The organism is Anaerolinea thermophila UNI-1, from assembly GCF_000199675.1.
GTDB classification, from domain to species: domain Bacteria; phylum Chloroflexota; class Anaerolineae; order Anaerolineales; family Anaerolineaceae; genus Anaerolinea; species Anaerolinea thermophila.
In genome coordinates this window covers 1254041-1273861 of sequence record NC_014960.1, presented here as the reverse complement: position 1 = coordinate 1273861, position 19821 = coordinate 1254041, and the positions used below count along the sequence as shown (strand labels likewise).

Below are 19821 nucleotides of genomic sequence, written 5' to 3'. Positions count from 1 at the left end.
TCTAGCCCAGTGTGGGCGGGTTAGGCAGAATTTCCTACCCGCCCACATGTTTCACAAATTATTCTTCTTCCTGGTCCCTTAACCGAATTTTTGGGGATTGACATATGGAAAATAAAAAGAGAAAGATCAACCTCATCCCCTATTTATTTATCCTTCCGCACTTAATATTTTTTGCCATATTCGTTGGGTATCCATTTTTCAACGGGTTATACATTAGTTTTTTCCAATACGATTACTTACGGCCAGAAGCAACTACATTCGTTGGACTGAAGAATTACATCGACCTGTTTACTCCAGGAACAGTTAAGTTCCTTGAATTCTGGAATTCAATGAAAGTCACAGTTACCTTCGTTATCTGGAGTGTTCCTTTCCTGGTTTTAATCCCGCTCGGGTTGGCAGTATTACTGAATCTTAAGATTCCAGGAACAAACTTCTTTCGGGCTACCTTTTTTGCTCCTTGGGTGCTTTCAGTGGCAGTCATTTCATTGATCTGGTGGTGGATTTTTCAAAGTGAGGGAGGATTGCTCAATTACTACCTAAAGATGTTCGGATTACCCACCCCACGTTGGCTTTCTACCATGCCATACGCCATGATTACCATTGTGGTCGCCACAGTGTGGTGGACAATGGGATACAACATGATCATATTTCTTGCCGCCCTGCAGGATATTCCTCCTGAACTGTATGAAGCAGCAGAAATAGACGGAGCAAATTCATGGCAACGTTTTATAAACGTGACATTGCCAATGCTCCAACCTGTTTTAGTGTTTATTATCATCATTACGATTATTGCATCTTTCAATTTGCTTGGACAACCGATGATGATGACGCGTGGGGGACCCGCTCAACCTACAGGAGGTGGTGCAACTGAACCTGTCATGTTGCGGATCTTTACAGAGGGTTTTGTTCGTCCATTTCAGGGAAGCGCCGCCGCCATGTCTGTCATCGTTGCCTTGATTATGGTGATCTTCAGTTACGCCAATTTTCGCATATTTCGCCAGCGTGAATGATATCGGAGGATGTGATGAAAAATGGGACAGAAAAATACTCGCCTTTGAATCGGTACAGGGTTAAAAAATTCCTCAACCGTACCGGGCTCTATATCCTCCTTTGCACAATTACTTTACTGATCATCATTCCTTTGGTATGGATGTTTTCGACCTCTTTCAAGTTGAAATCACAACTTTTCACAAAAGAAATTTATTGGATTCCAAAAGTGATTACCCTGCAAAACTACACCAAGATTTTGAACAATCCATCAACTCCTATTGGACGCTGGTTCTTAAACAGCCTGATTGTTGCTTCAATTACCACCACACTCAAGCTCCTCATTGATTCCCTGGCCGGATATGCTTATGCACGCATGGACTTTCCTGGAAAAAAACAGATATTTGGGCTATTACTAGCCACTTTGTTTCTCCCAGGAGTCATGTTCCTCGTCCCAAATTTTGTTACAGTAGCCAAATTAAATATGCTCAATAAGTTCAGCGGGGTAATCATTCCATCCTTAGCAAGCGTCTTTGGTGTGTATTTCATGCGACAATTTTTCATGAGCATTCCAAAAGAGCTTGAGGAAGCCGCTCAAATTGATGGCGCAAATACGGTTCAAATATTCATTCAAATAGCACTACCATTAGCCAAACCGGCTCTTGCGACACTGGCTGTAATTGAATTTTTAGGAAGCTGGAATGACTTCTTATGGTCTCTCCTTGTGCTGAAGGATCGCGCTGTTCAAACCTTACAACCTGGATTGCGGACTTTACAGGGTGCTTACACTTCTGAGTACGGCTTGATGATGGCAGGAGCAGTGATTGTAGCCATACCGGTCTTAATCATTTATGTATTTATGCAAAGATTCATTGTTCAAAGTGTGGCAACGACAGGAATCAAAGGATGAAACTTACCTTCAGGTTACCTTGTATTCTGATACTCAGCCTTTGCTTGGTGATGAATGCTTGCTTGCCCTTCGCTAATGAAAGTCAAGCATCTACCTTTCCGACTTCTATCAATACAGTTACAGTTTCAGCCGGGGAAACTTTTCAAAATCCCGTTCTGCGAGAAAATTTTGCCGATCCTTTTATCCTGCAAAGAGATGACACTTTTTACCTTTACGCGACAAACTCCTCCGGTAAAAACATTCCTCTGGCAATCTCTACCGATTTAGTTCACTGGAAAATCCAGGGAGATGCAATGCCAGCACTGCCAAAATGGGCAAAACTGACTGGCGGGTTGGTATGGGCTCCAGAAGTTATGGAATTCAACGGCAAATTTCTCCTTTATTACACAGCACGTGACCAGACATCCAATAAACAATGTGTAGGAGTTGCCGTCAGTGATCGCCCCGAAGGAAAATTTAGGGACATCAACCCCACTCCACTGGTGTGCCAATCAGATCAAGGTGGAACCATTGATGCCAGTCCTTTCAGGGATGAAGATGGGAAAACCTATCTTTACTTCAAGAATGATGGGAATTGTTGTGGGATTCCAACTTACATCTGGGTACAGGAACTCACCGAAGACGGGCTCGGCCTGGTAGGTAAACCTGTACCACTGATTCGAAATGATGCCTTATGGGAAGGAAATGTGATTGAAGCGCCCACAATGTTTAAGCGTAACGGTAAATATTATCTGTTTTATTCAGCGAATGATTACGCCAGCCACTTATACGCAGTAGGTTATGCATTATGCACAACACCAATGGGACCTTGCACAAAAGCCAAAGAAAATCCCATTCTTAAGAGTGCTTTGGAAAATAAAGAAGCCATGGTCATCGGACCTGGACATCAAACCATCCTTCAAATTGGTGAAAACACCTGGATGATTTATCATGCTTGGGAAGTAGTAGCAGGAAGTCGCCGGGGGGACAGGCGATTTGTCTGGATGGATCTTGTGGAGTGGGATAATGAGAAACCAGTACTTAAGGGACCCACGACCCATCCACAACCAGTGCCGTTAGTATCTACCCCTTAAGCATAAATCAGATCAAGTAAAACATCCTTCAGGAGAAGATTATGGAATCCACTTATCAAAATCCTTTGTCTATAACCCATATAGGCGATCCATTTGTATTGAAAGCGCCTGATGGAAAATATTATTGTTATGCGACATCCGCTCCAGATGGATTCAAGGCGTGGTGTTCTATAGATCTTGTACATTGGGAATCTCTTGGATACGTGTATTCACTAACAGAAAAATCCTGGGGAGAGCGCGACTTCTGGGCTCCAGAGGTCATATACTATCAGGGCAAATACATCATGCACTATACCGCCCGTTGGAAAGAAAACCATAGTTTGCGGCTGGGCGTAGCTATTTCAGAGAAACCTGAAGGTCCTTTCATTGATGTCTTCTCACATCCCATGTTTGATTTTGGATACGCTACCATAGATGGACATGTATTTATTGATGATGATAAACGGGCTTACCTGTATTATTCAAAAGATTGTAGCGAAAATATCGTTGATGGCCGACACGAGAGTCATCTCTACGTAGTGGAACTGGAAAGTAACCTGTTATCTATCAGGGGTGAGCCTGTGAAAATTGCTCAACCAGAGCAAGAGTGGGAATTGCGCTCTGGAAATGAATGGCGCTGGAACGAGGGGCCCTTTATGATAAAACGAAACGGAAAATATTATCTCATGTATTCGGCAAACTTCTACGCGAGCCGCGACTACGCAATAGGCTACGCTATCGCCAATCATCCCCTAGGTCCTTTCCAGAAAGCCGCTCACAATCCCATTCTTTATTCCACAAGTCCGGAAATTTCTGGACCCGGCCACAATTCAGTGATTTCATCCCCGGACGGGAAAGAGTTATTCATTGTTTACCATATACACACTAATCCAGATTGCCCTAGCGATGATCGCCAGATATGTATAGACCGTCTTCTTTTCCAAGACGATGACACCTTACATGTTCTGGGCCCAACAAATACTCCACAACCGCTTCCTTCGCGCTGATATTAGAAAAAGTTATTTGCTGGAGGCTTAAAATCCTCCAGTATTTTTTGTCAATACGCCAAACATTCGAGAGGATGTTTTACACAAACATTGATTTCCCTGGGTTAATCCTCTATACTCAGGGAAATTGATTTTTCAGGTAATCTTTATGCCAAATCGTCTCATTCACGAAACTTCGCCTTACCTGCTTCAACATGCTACTAACCCTGTGGACTGGTACCCATGGGGTGATGAGGCTTTTGAAAAAGCCCGCCGTGAAAATAAACCGGTTTTTCTCAGTATTGGTTACGCTGCCTGCCACTGGTGCCACGTGATGGCACACGAATCTTTTGAGGATCCACAAATCGCTGAAATCCTTAACCAACATTTTGTCTCTATTAAAGTGGATCGAGAAGAACGTCCGGATGTAGATGGCATTTACATGAACGCAGTTATCGCCCTGACAGGACAGGGTGGCTGGCCACTCAGTGTTTTCCTCACTCCTGAAGGCAAACCCTTCTATGGCGGAACATACTTTCCGCCCACTCCACGGCATGGTTTACCCGCCTTTCGAGATGTGTTACATGCCGCTTTACAGGCTTGGGAGAACGACCGCGATGATCTCTTCAAAGCCGGCGAGCAACTTGCCCAGCATATTCACGCCATGAACGATTGGGGCAGCGTTCCTGGATTGGTTTTACGCGCCAACCTGCTTGAACAGGTGACACACGCCCTCCTGGCTTCATACGACCGCCGCTATGGGGGCTGGGGAAATGCTCCGCGCTTTCCGCAGCCGATGGCACTGGAATTTCTCCTTTTGCAGGTAACGCGCGGAAATGAGGATGCGCTGAAACCTGTGGAGCATAATTTACAGGTGATGTCCAGAGGCGGATTGTATGACATCATTGGCGGAGGGTTTGCCCGCTACAGTACCGATAATCACTGGTTAGTACCCCACTTTGAGAAAATGCTTTACGACAATGCCCAGATTTCCAGCGTTTACCTCCATGCGGGCATGCTGGAAAAAAACCCGTGGTTCCTGCGCATTGCCACCCAAACACTGGATTTCCTCTTAGAAGAAATGCGACACCCTCTGGGAGGGTTCTTCAGCAGTCTGGATGCCGATTCGGAAGGGGAGGAGGGAAAGTTTTACCTCTGGGATTTTGACGAACTTCGACAGATCCTTGAGCCCGCCGGGCAATGGGATTTTTCCTGTCAGGTATTTAACCTCCCTCGAAACGGGAACTTTGAGGGAAAAATCATTCTGCAAATTCAGGAGGATTGGGAAAGGCTACCGGAGAAAACTGGATTATCAGAGACGGACTTTCTCAAACAAATGGATACAGTTCGAGCCCTTCTGTACCAGAAAAGATCTCTCAGGGTGCGTCCATCAACGGACGACAAAGTGATTGTTTCCTGGAATGGGTTTGCCCTGCGGGCACTTGCAGAAGCGGCAAGATATCTGAATCGTCCTGATTATTTACATGCCGCCCAACAAAATGCCCATTTCCTTCTCGAAAACCTGTACACCCCGAGAGGATTAATGCGCACCTGGCGGGAAGGTTCGCCCCGGCAAATCGCCCTTTTGGAAGATTACGCGTCGCTGATCATCGGATTGCTTGCCCTGTATCAGAGCGACGATAACATTGTGTGGTATGAATGGGCCGTTAAACTGGGAGAGGAGATGATTTCCCGTTATCGGGATCCTGCAGGCGGGTTTTACGATACCCGCGATGACCAGCAGGACTTAATCATCCGCCCTAAAGATTTTCAAGATAACGCGACGCCATGTGGAAATTCCCTGGCTTCTTATGCGCTTTTATTGCTATACGAATTTTCTGGGGATGATTCCATTTATCAACTTGCCACCCGGGTTTTCCCCCTGTTGCAGGACTCCCTGGTAAAGTACCCAACCGCATTCGGATTCTGGTTGCAAGCCATAGACTGGGCAATGGGTCCTTCGCGACAGGTAGCCCTTTTGGCTCCAAGAACCCTGGAAGAACTTCAGCCCTTCAAAAACATCCTCTGGGAAACTTATCGTCCCCGCCTGGTTTGTGCCTCATCCACTTTTCAGCCCGCCACAAATGCCCCTGCTCTTTTACAGGAGCGTTCGGTGCTGAATGGAGAAGTTACTGCTTACCTGTGCGAAGGATTTGTTTGCCTTCAGCCCACCTCCGACCTGGAAACTTTCCGCCAACAAATGCAAACGCAGGCAAGCCACTAACGCGAATTCAAAATTGTCTCAAATAAAACAGCCAGCCATTCCTGGGCGCGTTGAGGGTCTTCTTCTTCCAACACCCCGGCAATCACCACCGGAGCCCCTTTCCATTCCCGCGTCGTTCCACCCAACATCCAGGTAATTTTTTGCTCTTTACCCACTACGGCAACCGTCTGCCAGTACAACTGTCCGGGCATAGCCAAGAACTGCTGGGCTTGCTGAGCAACACTTGCAGAGACCACCTGGCTACTGAATGGACGATTTATCACCACCCATCCCTGATGTGGTGTATGCACGGCTTGAACCAACGAGGGAGAAGGCAGGACTCCCTGATTGCTCAAGGCACTCACTGCTACAGCCATTTGCAAGGGGGAACCCTGTAACCAGTTTTCCAGTTGCATCATCTGAGCAGGAGATTCGGCTAAACGGTACTGAGGCGCAGCGACCGGAATTGGCAGCGAATAGCCTCGATCCAACCCAAGGGAACGCATGAAACGATCCAGTTCTGTGGGGAAAAAAGCCCTTAATAAAAACTCCAGGGCAGAGGAACATCCCTGACTCAAGGCGGCATTCCAGGTACTATTTTCAGGACGTAACCCACAGGGTGCAGTTAGTTCCTGGGGAAATTCTGGAAGAGGGGTTTTGTTAACACTTCCCAGCAAAATCAACGGAGCCAGAGCACTCCCAACAGGGTACTGCCCCTGTACTGCCCGATTGACCAGCGGTGCACGCGGGTCAGAGATAATTTCCTGCCAGGTTTCCCCCAGTCGGTTGGGGTCAAATGTGGGATGACTCACCAGAGCGAGGATTTCACCACTTTGGGCATTCAATACCACCAGCCCTCCTTGATGATTGCCCATCAACGCATCGGCAGCCCGCTGAATAGGCTCATCAATGGTAATGCGCACGTCCAACCCCACAGGAGGCTGACTGTATAAAAGTCGATTCCACCAGATGAGAGAGGAAGGCACTCCCTGCAAGCCTCTGAGGTAGGCATTCATGGAAGCCTCTAGACCCGTTTTTCCATATAAGGGGTGGTTATACCCCAGTGTATTTGCGAGTTCAGGATAGACCCAAACCCTTTGATAATGTCCTGGCATGCCCACCGAATGCACCAGAATCTCACCATTTCTATCGACAATGCTTCCTCGTTGAACGTAGCGGTCATAAAGATATTGGCGAGGGTTATCAAAACGGGCAGTTAGAACATCCTGGCGCACTACCGCCCACCAACCCACCACAAGAGCCAGCCCTCCCAGAAGGATTAATCCAGCAGTAAAAAGATGGAGATAAGCATTCACAGTGTACAGAGGAGCAGGTTCTTCGCGCACATCCCGACTAACACTGTAGAGAAGCGCTGCGGCAAGAAGTGAAGTGAGCAGAGACGAACCGCCATAAGATAAAAAAGGCAATGTTACCCCGGTCAAAGGCAAAACTCGCAAGTTGCCGGCAAGAATGAGCACAACCTGGGAGGTGAAATAGGCTACAACCCCAGCAGCAAGATAACGGTGATACTGCCTGCTGGCAAATAAGGCAATTCTTATTCCTCTAACCAGGAAAAGTGCATAAGCCAGCAACAATCCAATCACGCCAATAAGCCCGGTTTCTTCGGCAATGGCTGTAAAGATAAAGTCGGAAGCCGCTACCGGAACCACCGAGGGGAATCCCACACCGGGCCCAGAACCCAGCACGGCACCACTGGCAATAGCAATGAGGGATTGAATGATTTGATAGGAACGTCCAGAAGGGTCAGCCCAGGGATTGAGCCAGGATTCGACACGGTAGCGCACCACGTCAATGGCAAACACCCCCGCCACCCCCGCAAACAATAAAGCACCTCCAGCAAACAGGAGAACTTTTGTCTCTCCGGTTGCCAGATACAGGGTTAAGGTATATATCAGGATGAAAAGGGTTGCCGTACCCAAATCGCGCTGAATCAAGAGGAGTGCAATGGCTAATGCCAGAAGCACCAGCGTAGGCAGGATTAAGCGCAGGCGTTTTGCCTGAGACAAGGGCTTTTCTGCCAGGTAAGATGCCAAAAACACCACCAGAAGGAGTTTTAACGGTTCAGAAGGTTGTAAATAAATTCCACAACACCCCAACCAGAGACGGGGACCTTCTCCACCGGGATAGGTACCAAAAACCAGAGTGAGAGCGGTCAGCATTAACCCTCCCACCAGCCACAGAACACGGTATTGTTTCAGGAATTGAAGAAAGCCCTCACGCCGAATCAAATAAGCCACAACCCCCAGTCCAATCACCAACCAGAGGGCTTGACGAAGTCCAAGCAAAAAATCCAGCCGAAAGATGGTTAGAATCCCCCATCCCGTTAGAAGAGCAACCAGAGGGAGCAGATAATGATCGGCTTCAAAAGCAAGACGTCGGCTGAAATGATGCAAGATTCCAAATCCTACCGCCCAGATAAGCCACCCCAGCCAGTGTCTCCATTCCAATTCGAAACCCGTGCCCCGCACCTTCACTGCCGGAGCCAGGGTAAGTAATATCGCATAAACCAGCAAGAATGCGCCTGCCAACCAGAGCAAGCGCTTCTGTACTCGCTCTATGGGAGAAGGGAAAGGAACCGCTGACGACTTCACGAGAGATAACGCCCTACCAGAAGGCTCAATTTTTCGCGGGTTTCTTGTGGAATCCGATCCTTCGCAGTGATTAATGCATCTGCCAGGGCGTGCTGGCACCCACTTTGACAGGCAACCGGCACATGTGGCATGAGCGCCTGCACGGCTTGCTGAGCAATTTGGGTATTTTGAAGCAACGTGCGAATGACCATTTCCACAGTCACCGGCGCTTCACTGACATGCCAGACATCGTAATCGGTCACATGCGCCATGATGGCATAGCACATCTCCGCCTCACGCGCCAGAAACACTTCCGGAGATGCCGTCATGCCAATAATGGACATTCCCCAGGAGCGATACGCGTTGGATTCGGCACGGGTAGAAAAACGGGGACCTTCGATGGTAATCAATGTACCGCCTAAATGAGCCGTACCGCCAGCCTGCAGGACAGCCTCATAAACTTGCCGGGACAAATCCTTACAAACCGGGTCTGCCACCCCCACATGGGCAACCAATCCATCTCCAAAGAAAGAACGCGCCCGCTTATGGGTGAAATCAAAAATCTGGTCGGGGATGACAATATGTCCCGGCGCATAATCTTCCCGCAACGAACCACAGGCACTGATGCTGATGACTTGCTTGACGCCCAGCATCTTCAGTGCATAGATATTGGCACGATAGTTCACCTCACTGGGAGAATAAACGTGTCCAATCCCATGCCGCGCCACGAAAGCCACCCGTTTACCCTCCAGCGTACCAATCACCACCGGGGAACTCGGTTTCCCAAAAGGAGTTTCTACTTCCACCTGTTCCACATCGGTCAACGACGACATCTGATATAACCCAGACCCCCCAATTACACCCAGAACTGGAGCATGTTCTTTCATCTCTTATATCCTCCTTACCTGTTGTTTCTGAGGTTCATGTACCGTCACCCGAATATTCACCTGGCCACAACGCAATTCATCTCCATTCATCACCACCGTGGGAGAAACCACACGTTCCCCATTGAGAAACGTGCCATTGGTGGACTTTAAGTCCTCTACCCACCACTGATGATGATGGTAAGACAGGCGTGCATGTTGAGAAGAGACGGTTTCATTCCGAATAGTGTAGTTTGCTGATGCACTACGGCCGACCAGAATTTCCGGCAGGTCAAATGTTGCCGGTTGTTCGTCCATCAGGTTGGTCACTTCCAGCGTTATAGGGGGAATCTGCGGAGCCTGCAGGGCTAAAGTTTGCATCCGCAAATCATTCCACAGGGTATAAAGTGCCCAGAGGAGAAAAGCATACAACAACACGACCAGAACCAGCCGAAGAATCAAAAAAACAATGGCAATCATAGGCTATGCGTTTCCCTTCGGCAAAGTGGCAGTATCGGTCGTATCCTCATCAAAAGAATTCTGTTCTTCTTCCTCTCCATATACCAGGGTGACCCCTGCCAGCGAGATGACATCCCCTGGTCTCAAAGTCCACTGATGTACCGGCAGATGATTGACCATTGTACCCCCGGTAGAGTTCAAATCAAACAGAATGAACCCCTCAGGACTGCGTCGTATCTGAGCATGATGGCGAGAAACTCTTGGATCATCCAGCACAAGGTGATTATCTTTCATTCGCCCTACATTGACCACGCTTTGTTCCAGTGGAAAGAGATTGCCTCCCGGGACAATGAGATATGCGCGTTTGCCCGTTTCGCGCAAAGATACTCCCAACGGGTTGGGCATGGCGCGCGTACTGCTTCCCTGCTCAGGCATCTCCCAATCCACCCATACTTCACCGAGCTTCAAGCGAGGGTCTTCGACGAACTCAATTGAAAAATGCACACGCATTCCCTGCTCTCTGGCAACCTGCTGAAGTAAATGCAAGAGATCGTTAAGAACGGGAGATTTTTCCTGAAAATGGGCTCTCACCTGGGGAGAAATTCCCACGATAAGAAGAACGTTCATTTCCTCTAGGAGATCTGAAGACTGGCTTGCCAGCACCTGCGGGAGAATTCGCTCCAGTTCTTGTAGAAAGTGCAGGAGAAAATCTTCAGCCGAAGAGCCAGACCAACCTTCAAGCCATTGCCTGAGCAGAAATTCCATGCGATGCAGGGGAAAGTTCATACCTTATAATTATAATATGGCAAGCGAACCAAAAACTTTGATGGGTTTTGAGGAAATCGAGCATACGGCAGACTGGTCCTTGCGGGTTTGGGCGCCCGATTTGCCGACATTTTTCAAGCAAGCCGCTACAGGGATGTTGCATCTGATGGGCGTAGAATCACTGGATGTCCCTGCAGTATTGAGCGACTTAACAGTGGAGGGAGATGACCCTGAGGCTCTTTTGGTCGCCTTTCTGACAGAAATTCTTTTTCTTCTGGAAAAAAGCAAAGTTCCCCGGTCATTTCATTTGAAGTTTGAGGGCACAAAGCTCAAAGCGCAACTGGAATGCGTACCGCTGAAATCCCTTGCCAAAGAGATTAAAGCCGTTACCTTCCACAATCTGTCCATTCAAAAGCAAAACGGCGTACTGGAAGCAACCATTACATTCGATGTATAGAAAGGAGGTAAAGCATGATTACCCTCCAGATATTTCAAAAAGTCAGCGATTACGAGTGGGAAATTCCTCCAACGTTTCGATCAGGAATGCGTGTACCGGTGCGCATTTTTGCCACGCGCCGGTTGCTGGAAAAAGCCTTACAGGATGCTTCCATTGAACAAGCCGTAAATGTAGCCACTTTACCCGGACTGGTAGGGCGCGTGCTGGTCATGCCGGATATGCATCAGGGATATGGCTTTCCTATTGGCGGCGTGGCAGCCACCCGATACCCTGAAGGGGTGATTTCTCCCGGCGGGATTGGCTACGATATCAACTGTGGAGTTCGCTTACTCTCCTCCGCCATTCCTTATGAAGCGGTCGAGCCTTACCTGGATACACTGGTAGCCGCCCTTGACCACCACTGTCCCAGTGGTGTTGGCACGCATGGTGCCATTCGCCTGAGCGACAAAGAACTGGATCAAGCCTGCCGATTAGGTTCGCGCTGGGCACTCAAACAGGGCATGGCAAGCGAACAGGACCTGGAATTCACGGAAGAAAATGGCTGTATCGAAGGCGCTGCACCGGAAAAGGTGAGCGCACGGGCGAAAGAGCGCGGACGGGAGCAACTGGGGACACTGGGTGCAGGTAACCATTTTCTGGAAGTTGAGGTGGTAGATCAAATCTTTGATGCCGAAGCCGCCAATGCCATGGGATTGTTTGAAGGCTGTCTGGTGCTCTCCATCCACTGTGGATCGCGAGGTTTTGGGCATCAGATTTGCTCAGATTATGTGCAAGAATTCCAGGGAGCAGTGCGGAGATACGGCATTCAATTACCAGACAGGGAACTGGTCTGCGCGCCACTGGACTCGCCGGAAGGACAAGCCTATCTGGGAGCCATGCGCGCTGCCGCCAATTACGCTTTCCTGAACCGCCAAATTCTAGCACATCATGCCCGTCAGGCATTTGAGGAAGTGCTGAGCGGGAAAGTCAAGAACTGGCATCTGCGCCAGGTGTACGACATTGCCCACAACATTGGAAAGATTGAAACTCACGAGGTAGATGGAAAGCAGGTCAAAGTGTGCGTGCACCGAAAAGGGGCTACACGCGCCTTTGGGCCCGGTTCTCCGGCGATCCCGGCGGCTTACCGCCCCATCGGTCAGCCTGTGCTGGTACCCGGTAGCATGGGCACAGCCTCATGGGTGCTGGTGGGGACAGAGACCTCCATGCGCATCTCTTTTGGCTCATCCTGTCATGGAGCAGGACGGGTGATGAGTCGCAACGAAGCCAAACGTCAGGTGCGCGGCGAGCACTTGAGAAAGGAACTGGAAGCCGATGGAATCCATCTTCGCGCTGGTTCGCTTTCCGGACTGGCTGAGGAAGCCCCTCAAGCCTATAAAGATGTGGACGCTGTGGTAGAAACGGTAAGCGGCGCAGGCATTGCCCGAAAGGTTGCCCGTCTGAGACCGGTCGCCGTGGTTAAGGGATAGGAAAAGGGTTCGGGCAGGCTGGTTTACGGCTGGCTTGCCAGAACGCGCTCAAAACGCACCGTTACAGGTAATTTTTCGTAGGTAAATACACCAAAACCGGCAAATGTCCCCTGACGCCAATCACCGTTCTCTACGGAATAAACCTCCCCGCGACCGTTAAATTGCAAGGAAATGCGATTTTCAAGGCAGGAAAAGCGCACAGAGTTTGTCTCGCCAACACGAAAGACATCGGCAGGCCCTGTGCCGGACATCAACTGAACGTAAGGATTTTTCTTTTCGCGTTCCTTCAAGGCACGATCATACCGCAAAATCCAGAAAGCCCCTGTGCCACTGACACGAGCCTCGTACCAATTGGACAGTGACTCGTCAACACGACAAACCAGCATAAACCCGTTATCTTTTTGACCGTCCACACTCACCTCAGCCTCCACAACCATATTCGGCGACATAACTGAGCGATGGATGCGGTAAAGGTAGGTTTCAGCATCCTGCATGTCGAAGATCAGGGCTCCAGCGCTCTGACGAATACGAGAACTTAACTTTCCACCGGGAGCGCGGGTGGTCAGCACGTATAAATCTTTCCAGTTTTCCAACCCGGCATCAAAAGTCTCATCAAAGCCTGGCGGGAGGGTAGGTGTGGGCGGCATGGTATATGTGGGCAAGAAGGTACTGGTGGGAAGATTTCGTGTCTGGGAAAACATGGTGACTGTAGGGACAGGGGTAGTGAAGAACAAATCCGGCGTAGGCTCAGATTGTACAGAGATAGGAAGATTGCATGCCAGAATAGGAAAGCAAAGCCAGCCAAACACCCAGAGCCAGAACCTGCGCGATGTGTTCATTTGTCATCCCCTTCCTGAAACCCCTTGCTGCTCGAAAGATCTCCAAGGCGTGCCTGAGTGAGACGAACCAGATCCTGAGGCTTGAGACGGATATTCAGCCCGCGCTGTCCACCCGATACGTGAATGAAATCCAAACGCATTGCCTTTTCATCAATCCAAATCTGGAACCCGCGGTTGATTAATGCCAGCGGCGAGATTCCCCCCGCCAGTAAACCGGTCATCTCTTCGGCTTCACGCTGAGAAGGCACCTGGACTTTCTTTTCTCCCAGCAACGCCGCCAATTTTTTCTCGTCCAGTTCACAGTCTCCAGGAATGACTGCCAGAATTGGCTTGGTACCTGGTGTGAAGCGTTTGACCACGATGGTTTTGAATACTACTGAGGGCGAGACCCCCAAAATCCGGGCAGTTTCTTCTGCCCCCAGTTTTTCAGCAGGCAACTCAAACGCCTGATAGGGGATTTTTTTCGCATCCAGCATTCGGGTCACATTGTTTACCACAGCCATATCTTACCCCCGCACATAAATCGGATTGGAGAAAATCCACCCTCGCTTTTTGCCCAAATACGGCAAATACGACTCGACGCGATAGATGCCGGGTTTGGTAGTCATGTACGTACAGGCTTCCTGATCTTCCCATACTTGCACCGGTTCACCATCCCGGATTAATACACATTCAGCCCGTTGAGGCAAACGCACCTGGAATGTAACCCCGGTTCCCAAACGTAAGTCATCCCCCATCAGCGCTGTGCCCTCGCTTCCATGGGCATAAAAGCGGAAACCACGTGTGGACGCGGGACGATCGTAGCCAATAAAGGCATGCCCGGCAACCAGAGCCCCCAAAACTTTTTGACGGTCACGCAGGAAATCTCCGCTCAGGTCTTCCTCAAGCAGAAGATGGGTATTTACCCCCTGAAAGTGAAAGGCATATGGGAAAATCACCCGCCGCAGAAAGGCAAACTTCATCGGCAAGGCATGAGCATCGGAGCCACCAATTGCCACACACTTTTCGGGGCGATTGATGAGCAAATCATCCCAGCGTTTCAGGGTTTCCGGAAGCGGACCGGCAGGATAAAAATTTGGGAATAGCCCATAAAAAATCCCCTGCCAGCGGTTCTTGACCCGCGCTTTTAATTCACTAAACCCATTCCAGAGTTCTATCCCGGTGAATCCGAAGACTTCCCAATTTTCCCAGGAAATATCCTGCTCGCCGAAAATCAGCAATTCCGGGTCTACCGGATGAGCGATGAAAGTCAACCCACCTGCTTGAGTGGCGTTTTCTATCAACCGCTGTGGATTGTCTGCAAAGCCCGCCAGTTCACGGTTTGCACCAATTACCAGCAGGTGGTTTTTCTGAGGGATGCGATTACGGTCATGGACTTCTTCCCCAATCAACAACATCACCCGTCGTTTCCCTTCGGTGATGTATCCCTCCAGGTCACGCACCCATACGTTATGGTCGGTCACAATCACCACATCAATGTCATGCCGAAGGGCAGTCTGGCAAATCTGTTTATGCGTGCCAAACCCATCGGAGTAAGGGGTATGCATGTGCAGATTGACGACAAGTTCGACGGTCATACTAGTTGACGATTCACTCCGGGAAAAGGTATAATTCGAGCCAGTTCAATCATGGTGGAGGACAAACGTGCAGACCTATCTGGATATTGCGTTGATTATAACGTCAATTGCACTGATCATCAGTGTTATTTTGCAGAGTAAAGGCGTCGGACTGGGTGGCTTGACCGGCAGCGACAGCAGTACGGTCTTCACAGCCCGGCGTGGCATTGAAAAAACCCTTTTCTACGTCACCATTGGATTAAGCGTGCTTTTCTTTATCTTGATTCTGACGGTGACCATCATCCAGTAAATTCGGGATTGAGTTTTTTCATCCTTTTTACTCAGTTAGGAGCAGATAGGGCATCTCGTGCATTGACGAGATTTGCCCTATTTGCTTTATAATTCCCGCATATGAGAAAAATACGCTGGCAACTTTTAATCATCTTTCTGGCAGGTTTGGTCGTTGGAATTCTGCTCTTGACCGAGCAACCAGTCCCATCGACCCCATTGGATACTCCCGAACCTGAACGCGGCGGCGTGTATACCGAGGCGCTCATCGGTTCTTTTCAACGTCTGAACCCTTTGCTGGACCGCTATTCGCAGGCTGACCGGGATGTGGACCGCCTTATTTTCAGCGGTTTGATTCGTTTTGACAGTACCGCTAACCCGCAACCTGATTTAGCTCAATGGGGTGTCTCTGCAGACGGCACCCTGTACAATCTTGCCTTGCGCAAGGATATACGGTGGCATGATGGAAAACCATTTACCGCCGATGATGTTATTTTCACTATTGAACTGATGCGTAACGGAGGGAACATCGTCCCCGCCGACTTACAGGAATTCTGGAAAGCAGTAGAGGTTGTGCGGTTGAGTGAATACGATTTGCAGTTCAGACTTCCGGCACCCTTTGCACCATTTCTGGATTACCTCACCTTTGGCATCCTCCCCAAGCACCTGCTTGAAAATAAGACCATCGAGCAGATTGTTAATGATCCGTTCAACCTGAAACCAGTAGGAACCGGGCCTTATCAGTTTTCGCGTCTTATTGTAGAAAACGGTGTTATTACCGGGGTGGTTTTGTCTGCCAACCAGAATTACTATGGCGAAAAGCCCTATCTGGATGAAATTGTTTTTCGCTATTACCCGGACTCGGCGAGTGCCCTGCAAGCCTACCAGGACAAACAAGTTCAGGGAATCAGTGAAATTACGTCTGACGTTCTGGAAATCGCGCTGGCAGAGCCCAACCTTGCCATTTACTCTGCGCGTCAGCCTATTCTGAGCATCCTTTTACTCAATCTGAACAATGCGGATGTGCCGTTCTTCCAGAACAAAGATGTGCGTAAAGCCCTGATGTTAGGATTAAACCGTCAGGGAATGATTGACGTGCATTTGAAAGGACAGGCGATTCTGGCAAACGGTCCAATTCTGCCAGGTACCTGGGCATATTACGCCACTCCATCTTTCGAGTATGACCCTCAACAGGCAAAAACTCTTCTGGAAAAGGCGGGGTATGTCTATGCTGAAGAGGGCGATGCTGTGCGAGTGAAGGGGGAGAAACCGCTTGCCTTTACCTTACTGGTGCCAGATACGCCATTACACCTTGCCCTGGCAGAAGAAATCCGCACCAATTGGAACGCATTGGGGGTACAGGTGACCCTTGAACCTCTACCCTACGATCAACTGGTGCAGGAAAACCTCAAGGATAGAGCCTACCAGGCGGCGCTGGTGGATTTGAACCTCACCCAAACCCCGGATCCTGATCCATATCCCTTCTGGGACCAGGCGCAAATCAGCGGAGATGGACAGAATTATTCGCAATGGGACAATCGCATGGCAAGCGAGTACCTGGAACAGGCACGGGTAGCCACCAATCGAGATGAGCGCACCCGCTATTACAGAAACTTCCAGGTTATTTTCCATGAGGAATTACCTGCATTGCCTTTGTTCTACCGCGTGTATAACTATGGTGTCAGCCGTGAAATTGGCGGAGTGAGGATGGGACCGTTGTTTGACCCAAGCGACCGGTTTGCCCATATCACGGAGTGGTATCTGGTCAATCGTCCGCGGGTGGTTGCCACACCTCAGGGGGCCCCGACACAACCATGAACGATATTTCTCAGTATCACTTGAAATACCTGAAACTTGCCATTCCAGACCTGGAATCCTATGTGCTTTCTCCGACTATCTTCTGGCCCCTGCCCTCTGCTTCATCCTCCATCAATGAACCCGGCATGGATCAAATGACACTGGGAGGCGTCATCCTGAGTCTGAAGGTCATCACTGCTTTTTCCCTTCCGGAAGCCATGACGTTTTCCGATATCATCAACGACATTCGAGAACGCTGGCGCTCTAACTGGGCAAAGAAAGCCGCCAGAGAATTTGCTCAACGAGTGCACAACTGGGAACATACCATTCAGGAACTTACCCGCCAAAGCGCAGGGCGTCTTAATGTATACCGTGGACAAGTGCGTAACCGGGTCATTCTGGAACTGCTTAAAGACGAGATACCCCCGGAAAAGCCTGCCGAACTTGGGGCGCTGGTTTCTCTGGATAGCACCTTGCGAAACCTCTTTGTTCCAGGAGAATTCCTGTGGGACACACCTCTGCAATCGGTTTTCCCGCAACCGCGTTTCTGGTTTTTGTACCTCACCAGCATTCCATCCAAATAAGCCCTTAAAAGGAGGAGAGCAGAAATGTCTCCGTTTTACACAGGCAACGGTGATGACGGTTTTACCGGTTTACTGGGAGAAGGGCGAATTGCCAAAAACGCCCCTCGAATTGAAGCCATTGGCACTCTGGATGAAGCCACCGCGGCAATTGGATTGGCACGTTCACTCTCGAAATCCGAGATGGTTCGCTCTTTGCTCATTCAGACTCAGCGCGACCTTTACCAGATCATGGCTGAAGTGGCAGCAACCCCGGAAAACGCTAGCCGGTTTCGCACCATTCAAAGCGAACAGGTACAATGGCTCGAGGAGAAAACCCGAGACATCAGCGAACAAGTGAACATCCCCAAAGAGTTCATTCTGCCCGGCGATACTCCCGCCAGCGGCGCAATATCGCTGGCGCGCACCATCATCCGTCGTGCGGAACGCCGTGTGGTTGCCCTGTTTCACGAAGGTGATCTTGAAAACATCGAACTGGTACGGTACTTAAATCGGTTATCCTCATTGCTGTTCCTGCTTGAGTTGTTCGAAACTTCTCTGGAAAAACCCGATACTCCCACTCTGGCAAAAGGATAAGTCACATGACAGGCACCATTCTTAACGTCGTCGCCATCCTGTTAGGTTCTGCATTAGGGACGTTTTTAGGGGGAAGAATTCCTGACAAATTAAAGCAGACGGTTGTCTCCGGTATGGGGTTATTCACCTTTGCGCTGGGGATTCAAATGTTCCTCAAAACCGGCAATGCGTTAATTGTTTTAGGAAGTTTAGTGATTGGTGCTTTGCTGGGTGAATGGTGGAAGATTGAAGACCTTTTGAGCCAATTAGGTAGCTGGCTGGAAAAACGTTTCAACCATGCCAATGATGAGGGGGAACATTCTAACTATCAGCGCGAGCGTTTTATTCGTGGGTTTCTCACCGCTTCGCTGGTGTTTGTCGTTGGACCTGTAGCGATTTTAGGTGCCATTCAAGACGGAATCAGTGGAGACTATCGCCTGCTGGCGGTAAAATCGGTGCTGGATGGCTTTGCCTCACTGGCATTTTCCTCATCCTTGGGGATTGGGGTGGCATTTTCGGCATTTCCCATCCTGGTTTACCAGGGAGCCATCAGCCTGTTAGCGGCACAGGTCCAAGCCATCACTACTCCTGAAATGATGAACGAGATGACCGCTACAGGAGGTATTCTGCTGATGGGAATAGCCGTAAGCGGATTATTGGAGATTAAGAAAATCCGTACAGGTAACTTCCTGCCAGCGCTGATCCTTGCTCCTCTAATCGTGGCTTTGTTGAGTGCTCTTGGTGTTCAGGTGTCCCTACCTTAAGGTTTTACTGATGAAAGGATCTGGTTAATGGCGAAGAACACTTCCAAACCCAACACAGTGGTCCTTGCAGCGCATGGGATTCCCCCAAGCAATTACCCCGGGATGAAAGTAGGATTGTTAATGATGCTGGAAATTCTCAATGAAAAGGCACATTGGGGTTTTCTGCAAAAATGGCATGCACGTCTTGACCAAGAAGTGCGCACGTGGAAAAGAACACCCCAAACAGACCCTTACAAAACAGCCGTTGAGGCTCTGGCAAAAAAGTTATCAGAACGCTTGGGAATCCCTGTATTGGTTGGTTACAATGAATTTTGCGCTCCAACCGTTGCCGAAGCCATCGAAAAAGCCCTCTCGCTTGGAGCAAGTACGGTTCAAGTGGTTTCTACCATGCTCATTCGGGGGAATACCCACACAGAAAGTGAGATTGCCACTACTGTGCAGGAGGTAGCCCAAGCCCATCCCGAAGCAAAAATCGTGTATGCTTTTCCAGTTGAGGAAGACCTGATTATCTCCCTGCTGGAAACGCACCTTCATCGTTTTGAGGAGTAAAAGTTCTCTTTGAAGGTTCGAAGGATAAAAAGCAATGAAAAAAGCCAGTAAATTACTGGCTTTTTTGGTGTGCCTCCAGCGAGATTCGAACTCGCGTTTTAGCCTTGAAAGGGCTGCGTCCTGGTCCCCTAGACGATGGAGGCGCAGGCAGTA

At 49.4% G+C, this 19821-nt stretch carries 20 protein-coding genes and 1 tRNA gene; 13 read left to right on the top strand and 8 right to left on the bottom strand.

Annotation, left to right across the window (positions count from 1 at the left end; genetic code table 11):
• Nucleotides 1–104 precede the first annotated feature (104 nt).
• From ANT_RS05735 to ANT_RS05715, 5 genes are all read left to right on the top strand, one after another.
• Nucleotides 105–1010, top strand: coding sequence for a carbohydrate ABC transporter permease (locus ANT_RS05735; RefSeq protein WP_013559567.1), 906 nt, complete (start codon nt 105–107; stop codon nt 1008–1010).
• A 14-nt stretch (nt 1011–1024) separates the two neighbouring features.
• Nucleotides 1025–1897, top strand: a complete 873-nt coding sequence (locus tag ANT_RS05730; RefSeq protein ID WP_013559566.1) for a carbohydrate ABC transporter permease — start codon at nt 1025–1027, stop codon at nt 1895–1897.
• Complete coding sequence (locus ANT_RS05725) at nt 1894–2970, top strand: glycoside hydrolase family 43 protein (RefSeq protein WP_013559565.1); 1077 nt, start codon at nt 1894–1896, stop codon at nt 2968–2970. Before ANT_RS05730 ends, ANT_RS05725 begins: the two co-directional genes overlap by 4 nt.
• A gap of 41 nt (nt 2971–3011) precedes the next feature.
• Nucleotides 3012–3956, top strand: a complete 945-nt coding sequence (locus ANT_RS05720) for a glycoside hydrolase family 43 protein (protein ID WP_013559564.1) — start codon at nt 3012–3014, stop codon at nt 3954–3956.
• A 148-nt stretch (nt 3957–4104) separates the two neighbouring features.
• A complete protein-coding gene (locus ANT_RS05715) occupies nt 4105–6159 on the top strand; it encodes a thioredoxin domain-containing protein (protein ID WP_013559563.1) in 2055 nt (684 codons plus the stop codon).
• Here ANT_RS05715 and ANT_RS16170 read toward each other — a convergent pair.
• The 4 genes from ANT_RS16170 to ANT_RS16160 are packed head-to-tail and all read right to left on the bottom strand — an operon-like array spanning nt 6156 to nt 10837.
• Nucleotides 6156–8750 (bottom strand): FtsW/RodA/SpoVE family cell cycle protein, encoded by a 2595-nt coding sequence (locus tag ANT_RS16170; protein WP_013559562.1) that lies wholly within the window; start codon nt 8748–8750, stop codon nt 6156–6158. The genes ANT_RS05715 and ANT_RS16170 overlap by 4 nt on opposite strands.
• Entirely contained in the window at nt 8747–9616 is an 870-nt protein-coding gene (gene mtnP / locus ANT_RS05705) for an S-methyl-5'-thioadenosine phosphorylase (RefSeq protein ID WP_013559561.1), read from the bottom strand. Before mtnP ends, ANT_RS16170 begins: the two co-directional genes overlap by 4 nt.
• Nucleotides 9617–9619: 3 nt before the next feature.
• Nucleotides 9620–10072: an FHA domain-containing protein gene (locus ANT_RS16165; protein ID WP_013559560.1), complete on the bottom strand. Its 453-nt coding sequence runs from the start codon at nt 10070–10072 to the stop codon at nt 9620–9622.
• 3 nt (nt 10073–10075) lie between these two features.
• Nucleotides 10076–10837 carry an FHA domain-containing protein gene (locus ANT_RS16160; protein ID WP_013559559.1) on the bottom strand — a complete coding sequence of 254 codons (762 nt, stop codon included), beginning with the start codon at nt 10835–10837 and terminating at the stop codon, nt 10076–10078.
• A 16-nt stretch (nt 10838–10853) separates the two neighbouring features.
• Here ANT_RS16160 and ANT_RS05690 point away from each other — a divergent pair, with 16 nt between their 5' ends.
• Both ANT_RS05690 and ANT_RS05685 read left to right on the top strand, forming a co-directional pair.
• Entirely contained in the window at nt 10854–11273 is a 420-nt protein-coding gene (locus ANT_RS05690; protein ID WP_013559558.1) for an archease, read from the top strand.
• Nucleotides 11274–11287: 14 nt separating this feature from the next.
• On the top strand, nt 11288–12739 hold the full coding sequence (locus ANT_RS05685; protein ID WP_013559557.1) for an RtcB family protein: 1452 nt from the start codon (nt 11288–11290) through the stop codon (nt 12737–12739).
• A gap of 23 nt (nt 12740–12762) precedes the next feature.
• Here the strand turns inward: ANT_RS05685 and ANT_RS05680 are convergent, their stop codons facing one another.
• From ANT_RS05680 to ANT_RS05670, 3 genes are read right to left on the bottom strand one after another with little or no spacing between them, the layout of a single operon-like run.
• Nucleotides 12763–13578, bottom strand: a complete 816-nt coding sequence (locus ANT_RS05680; protein ID WP_013559556.1) for a hypothetical protein — start codon at nt 13576–13578, stop codon at nt 12763–12765.
• Entirely contained in the window at nt 13575–14081 is a 507-nt protein-coding gene (locus tag ANT_RS05675; protein WP_013559555.1) for an aminoacyl-tRNA deacylase, read from the bottom strand. Before ANT_RS05675 ends, ANT_RS05680 begins: the two co-directional genes overlap by 4 nt.
• 3 nt (nt 14082–14084) lie before the next feature.
• Nucleotides 14085–15155 (bottom strand): CehA/McbA family metallohydrolase, encoded by a 1071-nt coding sequence (locus ANT_RS05670; RefSeq protein WP_013559554.1) that lies wholly within the window; start codon nt 15153–15155, stop codon nt 14085–14087.
• A 67-nt stretch (nt 15156–15222) separates the two neighbouring features.
• Between ANT_RS05670 and secG the strand changes: the two genes are divergently transcribed.
• From secG to ANT_RS05640, 6 genes are all read left to right on the top strand, one after another.
• The gene (gene secG / locus ANT_RS05665) at nt 15223–15444 is read left to right on the top strand and encodes a preprotein translocase subunit SecG (RefSeq protein ID WP_013559553.1); all 222 of its coding nucleotides are present in this window, start codon (nt 15223–15225) and stop codon (nt 15442–15444) included.
• Nucleotides 15445–15545: 101 nt separating this feature from the next.
• Nucleotides 15546–17240 carry an ABC transporter substrate-binding protein gene (locus ANT_RS05660; protein ID WP_013559552.1) on the top strand — a complete coding sequence of 565 codons (1695 nt, stop codon included), beginning with the start codon at nt 15546–15548 and terminating at the stop codon, nt 17238–17240.
• Nucleotides 17237–17803 (top strand): hypothetical protein, encoded by a 567-nt coding sequence (locus ANT_RS05655; RefSeq protein WP_013559551.1) that lies wholly within the window; start codon nt 17237–17239, stop codon nt 17801–17803. The genes ANT_RS05660 and ANT_RS05655 overlap by 4 nt, the downstream gene beginning before the upstream one ends.
• Before the next feature lie 24 nt (nt 17804–17827).
• Nucleotides 17828–18376 carry a cob(I)yrinic acid a,c-diamide adenosyltransferase gene (locus tag ANT_RS05650; protein WP_013559550.1) on the top strand — a complete coding sequence of 183 codons (549 nt, stop codon included), beginning with the start codon at nt 17828–17830 and terminating at the stop codon, nt 18374–18376.
• Nucleotides 18377–18381: 5 nt separating this feature from the next.
• The gene (locus ANT_RS05645) at nt 18382–19119 is read left to right on the top strand and encodes a DUF554 domain-containing protein (protein WP_013559549.1); all 738 of its coding nucleotides are present in this window, start codon (nt 18382–18384) and stop codon (nt 19117–19119) included.
• Between the two features lie 27 nt (nt 19120–19146).
• Nucleotides 19147–19668: a sirohydrochlorin chelatase gene (locus tag ANT_RS05640; RefSeq protein WP_013559548.1), complete on the top strand. Its 522-nt coding sequence runs from the start codon at nt 19147–19149 to the stop codon at nt 19666–19668.
• Between the two features lie 70 nt (nt 19669–19738).
• Here ANT_RS05640 and ANT_RS05635 read toward each other — a convergent pair.
• A tRNA-Glu gene (locus ANT_RS05635) sits at nt 19739–19811 on the bottom strand.
• Between the last annotated feature and the right edge of the window lie 10 nt (nt 19812–19821).

Bases quoted from the DNA above. Each gene is read 5' to 3' on its own strand.
- ANT_RS05685 (WP_013559557.1), top strand. From the start codon at position 11,288: ATGATTACCCTCCAGATATTTCAAAAAGTCAGCGATTACGAGTGGGAA.
- ANT_RS16165 (WP_013559560.1), bottom strand. From the start codon at position 10,072: ATGATTGCCATTGTTTTTTTGATTCTTCGGCTGGTTCTGGTCGTGTTG.
- ANT_RS05720 (WP_013559564.1), top strand. From the start codon at position 3,012: ATGGAATCCACTTATCAAAATCCTTTGTCTATAACCCATATAGGCGAT.
- ANT_RS05645 (WP_013559549.1), top strand. From the start codon at position 18,382: ATGACAGGCACCATTCTTAACGTCGTCGCCATCCTGTTAGGTTCTGCA.
- ANT_RS05730 (WP_013559566.1), top strand. From the start codon at position 1,025: ATGAAAAATGGGACAGAAAAATACTCGCCTTTGAATCGGTACAGGGTT.
- mtnP (WP_013559561.1), bottom strand. From the start codon at position 9,616: ATGAAAGAACATGCTCCAGTTCTGGGTGTAATTGGGGGGTCTGGGTTA.
- ANT_RS05640 (WP_013559548.1), top strand. From the start codon at position 19,147: ATGGCGAAGAACACTTCCAAACCCAACACAGTGGTCCTTGCAGCGCAT.
- ANT_RS05650 (WP_013559550.1), top strand. From the start codon at position 17,828: ATGTCTCCGTTTTACACAGGCAACGGTGATGACGGTTTTACCGGTTTA.
- ANT_RS05725 (WP_013559565.1), top strand. From the start codon at position 1,894: ATGAAACTTACCTTCAGGTTACCTTGTATTCTGATACTCAGCCTTTGC.
- ANT_RS05675 (WP_013559555.1), bottom strand. From the start codon at position 14,081: ATGGCTGTGGTAAACAATGTGACCCGAATGCTGGATGCGAAAAAAATC.
- ANT_RS05690 (WP_013559558.1), top strand. From the start codon at position 10,854: ATGGCAAGCGAACCAAAAACTTTGATGGGTTTTGAGGAAATCGAGCAT.
- ANT_RS05715 (WP_013559563.1), top strand. From the start codon at position 4,105: ATGCCAAATCGTCTCATTCACGAAACTTCGCCTTACCTGCTTCAACAT.
- ANT_RS05655 (WP_013559551.1), top strand. From the start codon at position 17,237: ATGAACGATATTTCTCAGTATCACTTGAAATACCTGAAACTTGCCATT.
- ANT_RS05670 (WP_013559554.1), bottom strand. From the start codon at position 15,155: ATGACCGTCGAACTTGTCGTCAATCTGCACATGCATACCCCTTACTCC.
- ANT_RS05680 (WP_013559556.1), bottom strand. From the start codon at position 13,578: ATGAACACATCGCGCAGGTTCTGGCTCTGGGTGTTTGGCTGGCTTTGC.
- ANT_RS05735 (WP_013559567.1), top strand. From the start codon at position 105: ATGGAAAATAAAAAGAGAAAGATCAACCTCATCCCCTATTTATTTATC.
- ANT_RS16160 (WP_013559559.1), bottom strand. From the start codon at position 10,837: ATGAACTTTCCCCTGCATCGCATGGAATTTCTGCTCAGGCAATGGCTT.
- ANT_RS05660 (WP_013559552.1), top strand. From the start codon at position 15,546: ATGAGAAAAATACGCTGGCAACTTTTAATCATCTTTCTGGCAGGTTTG.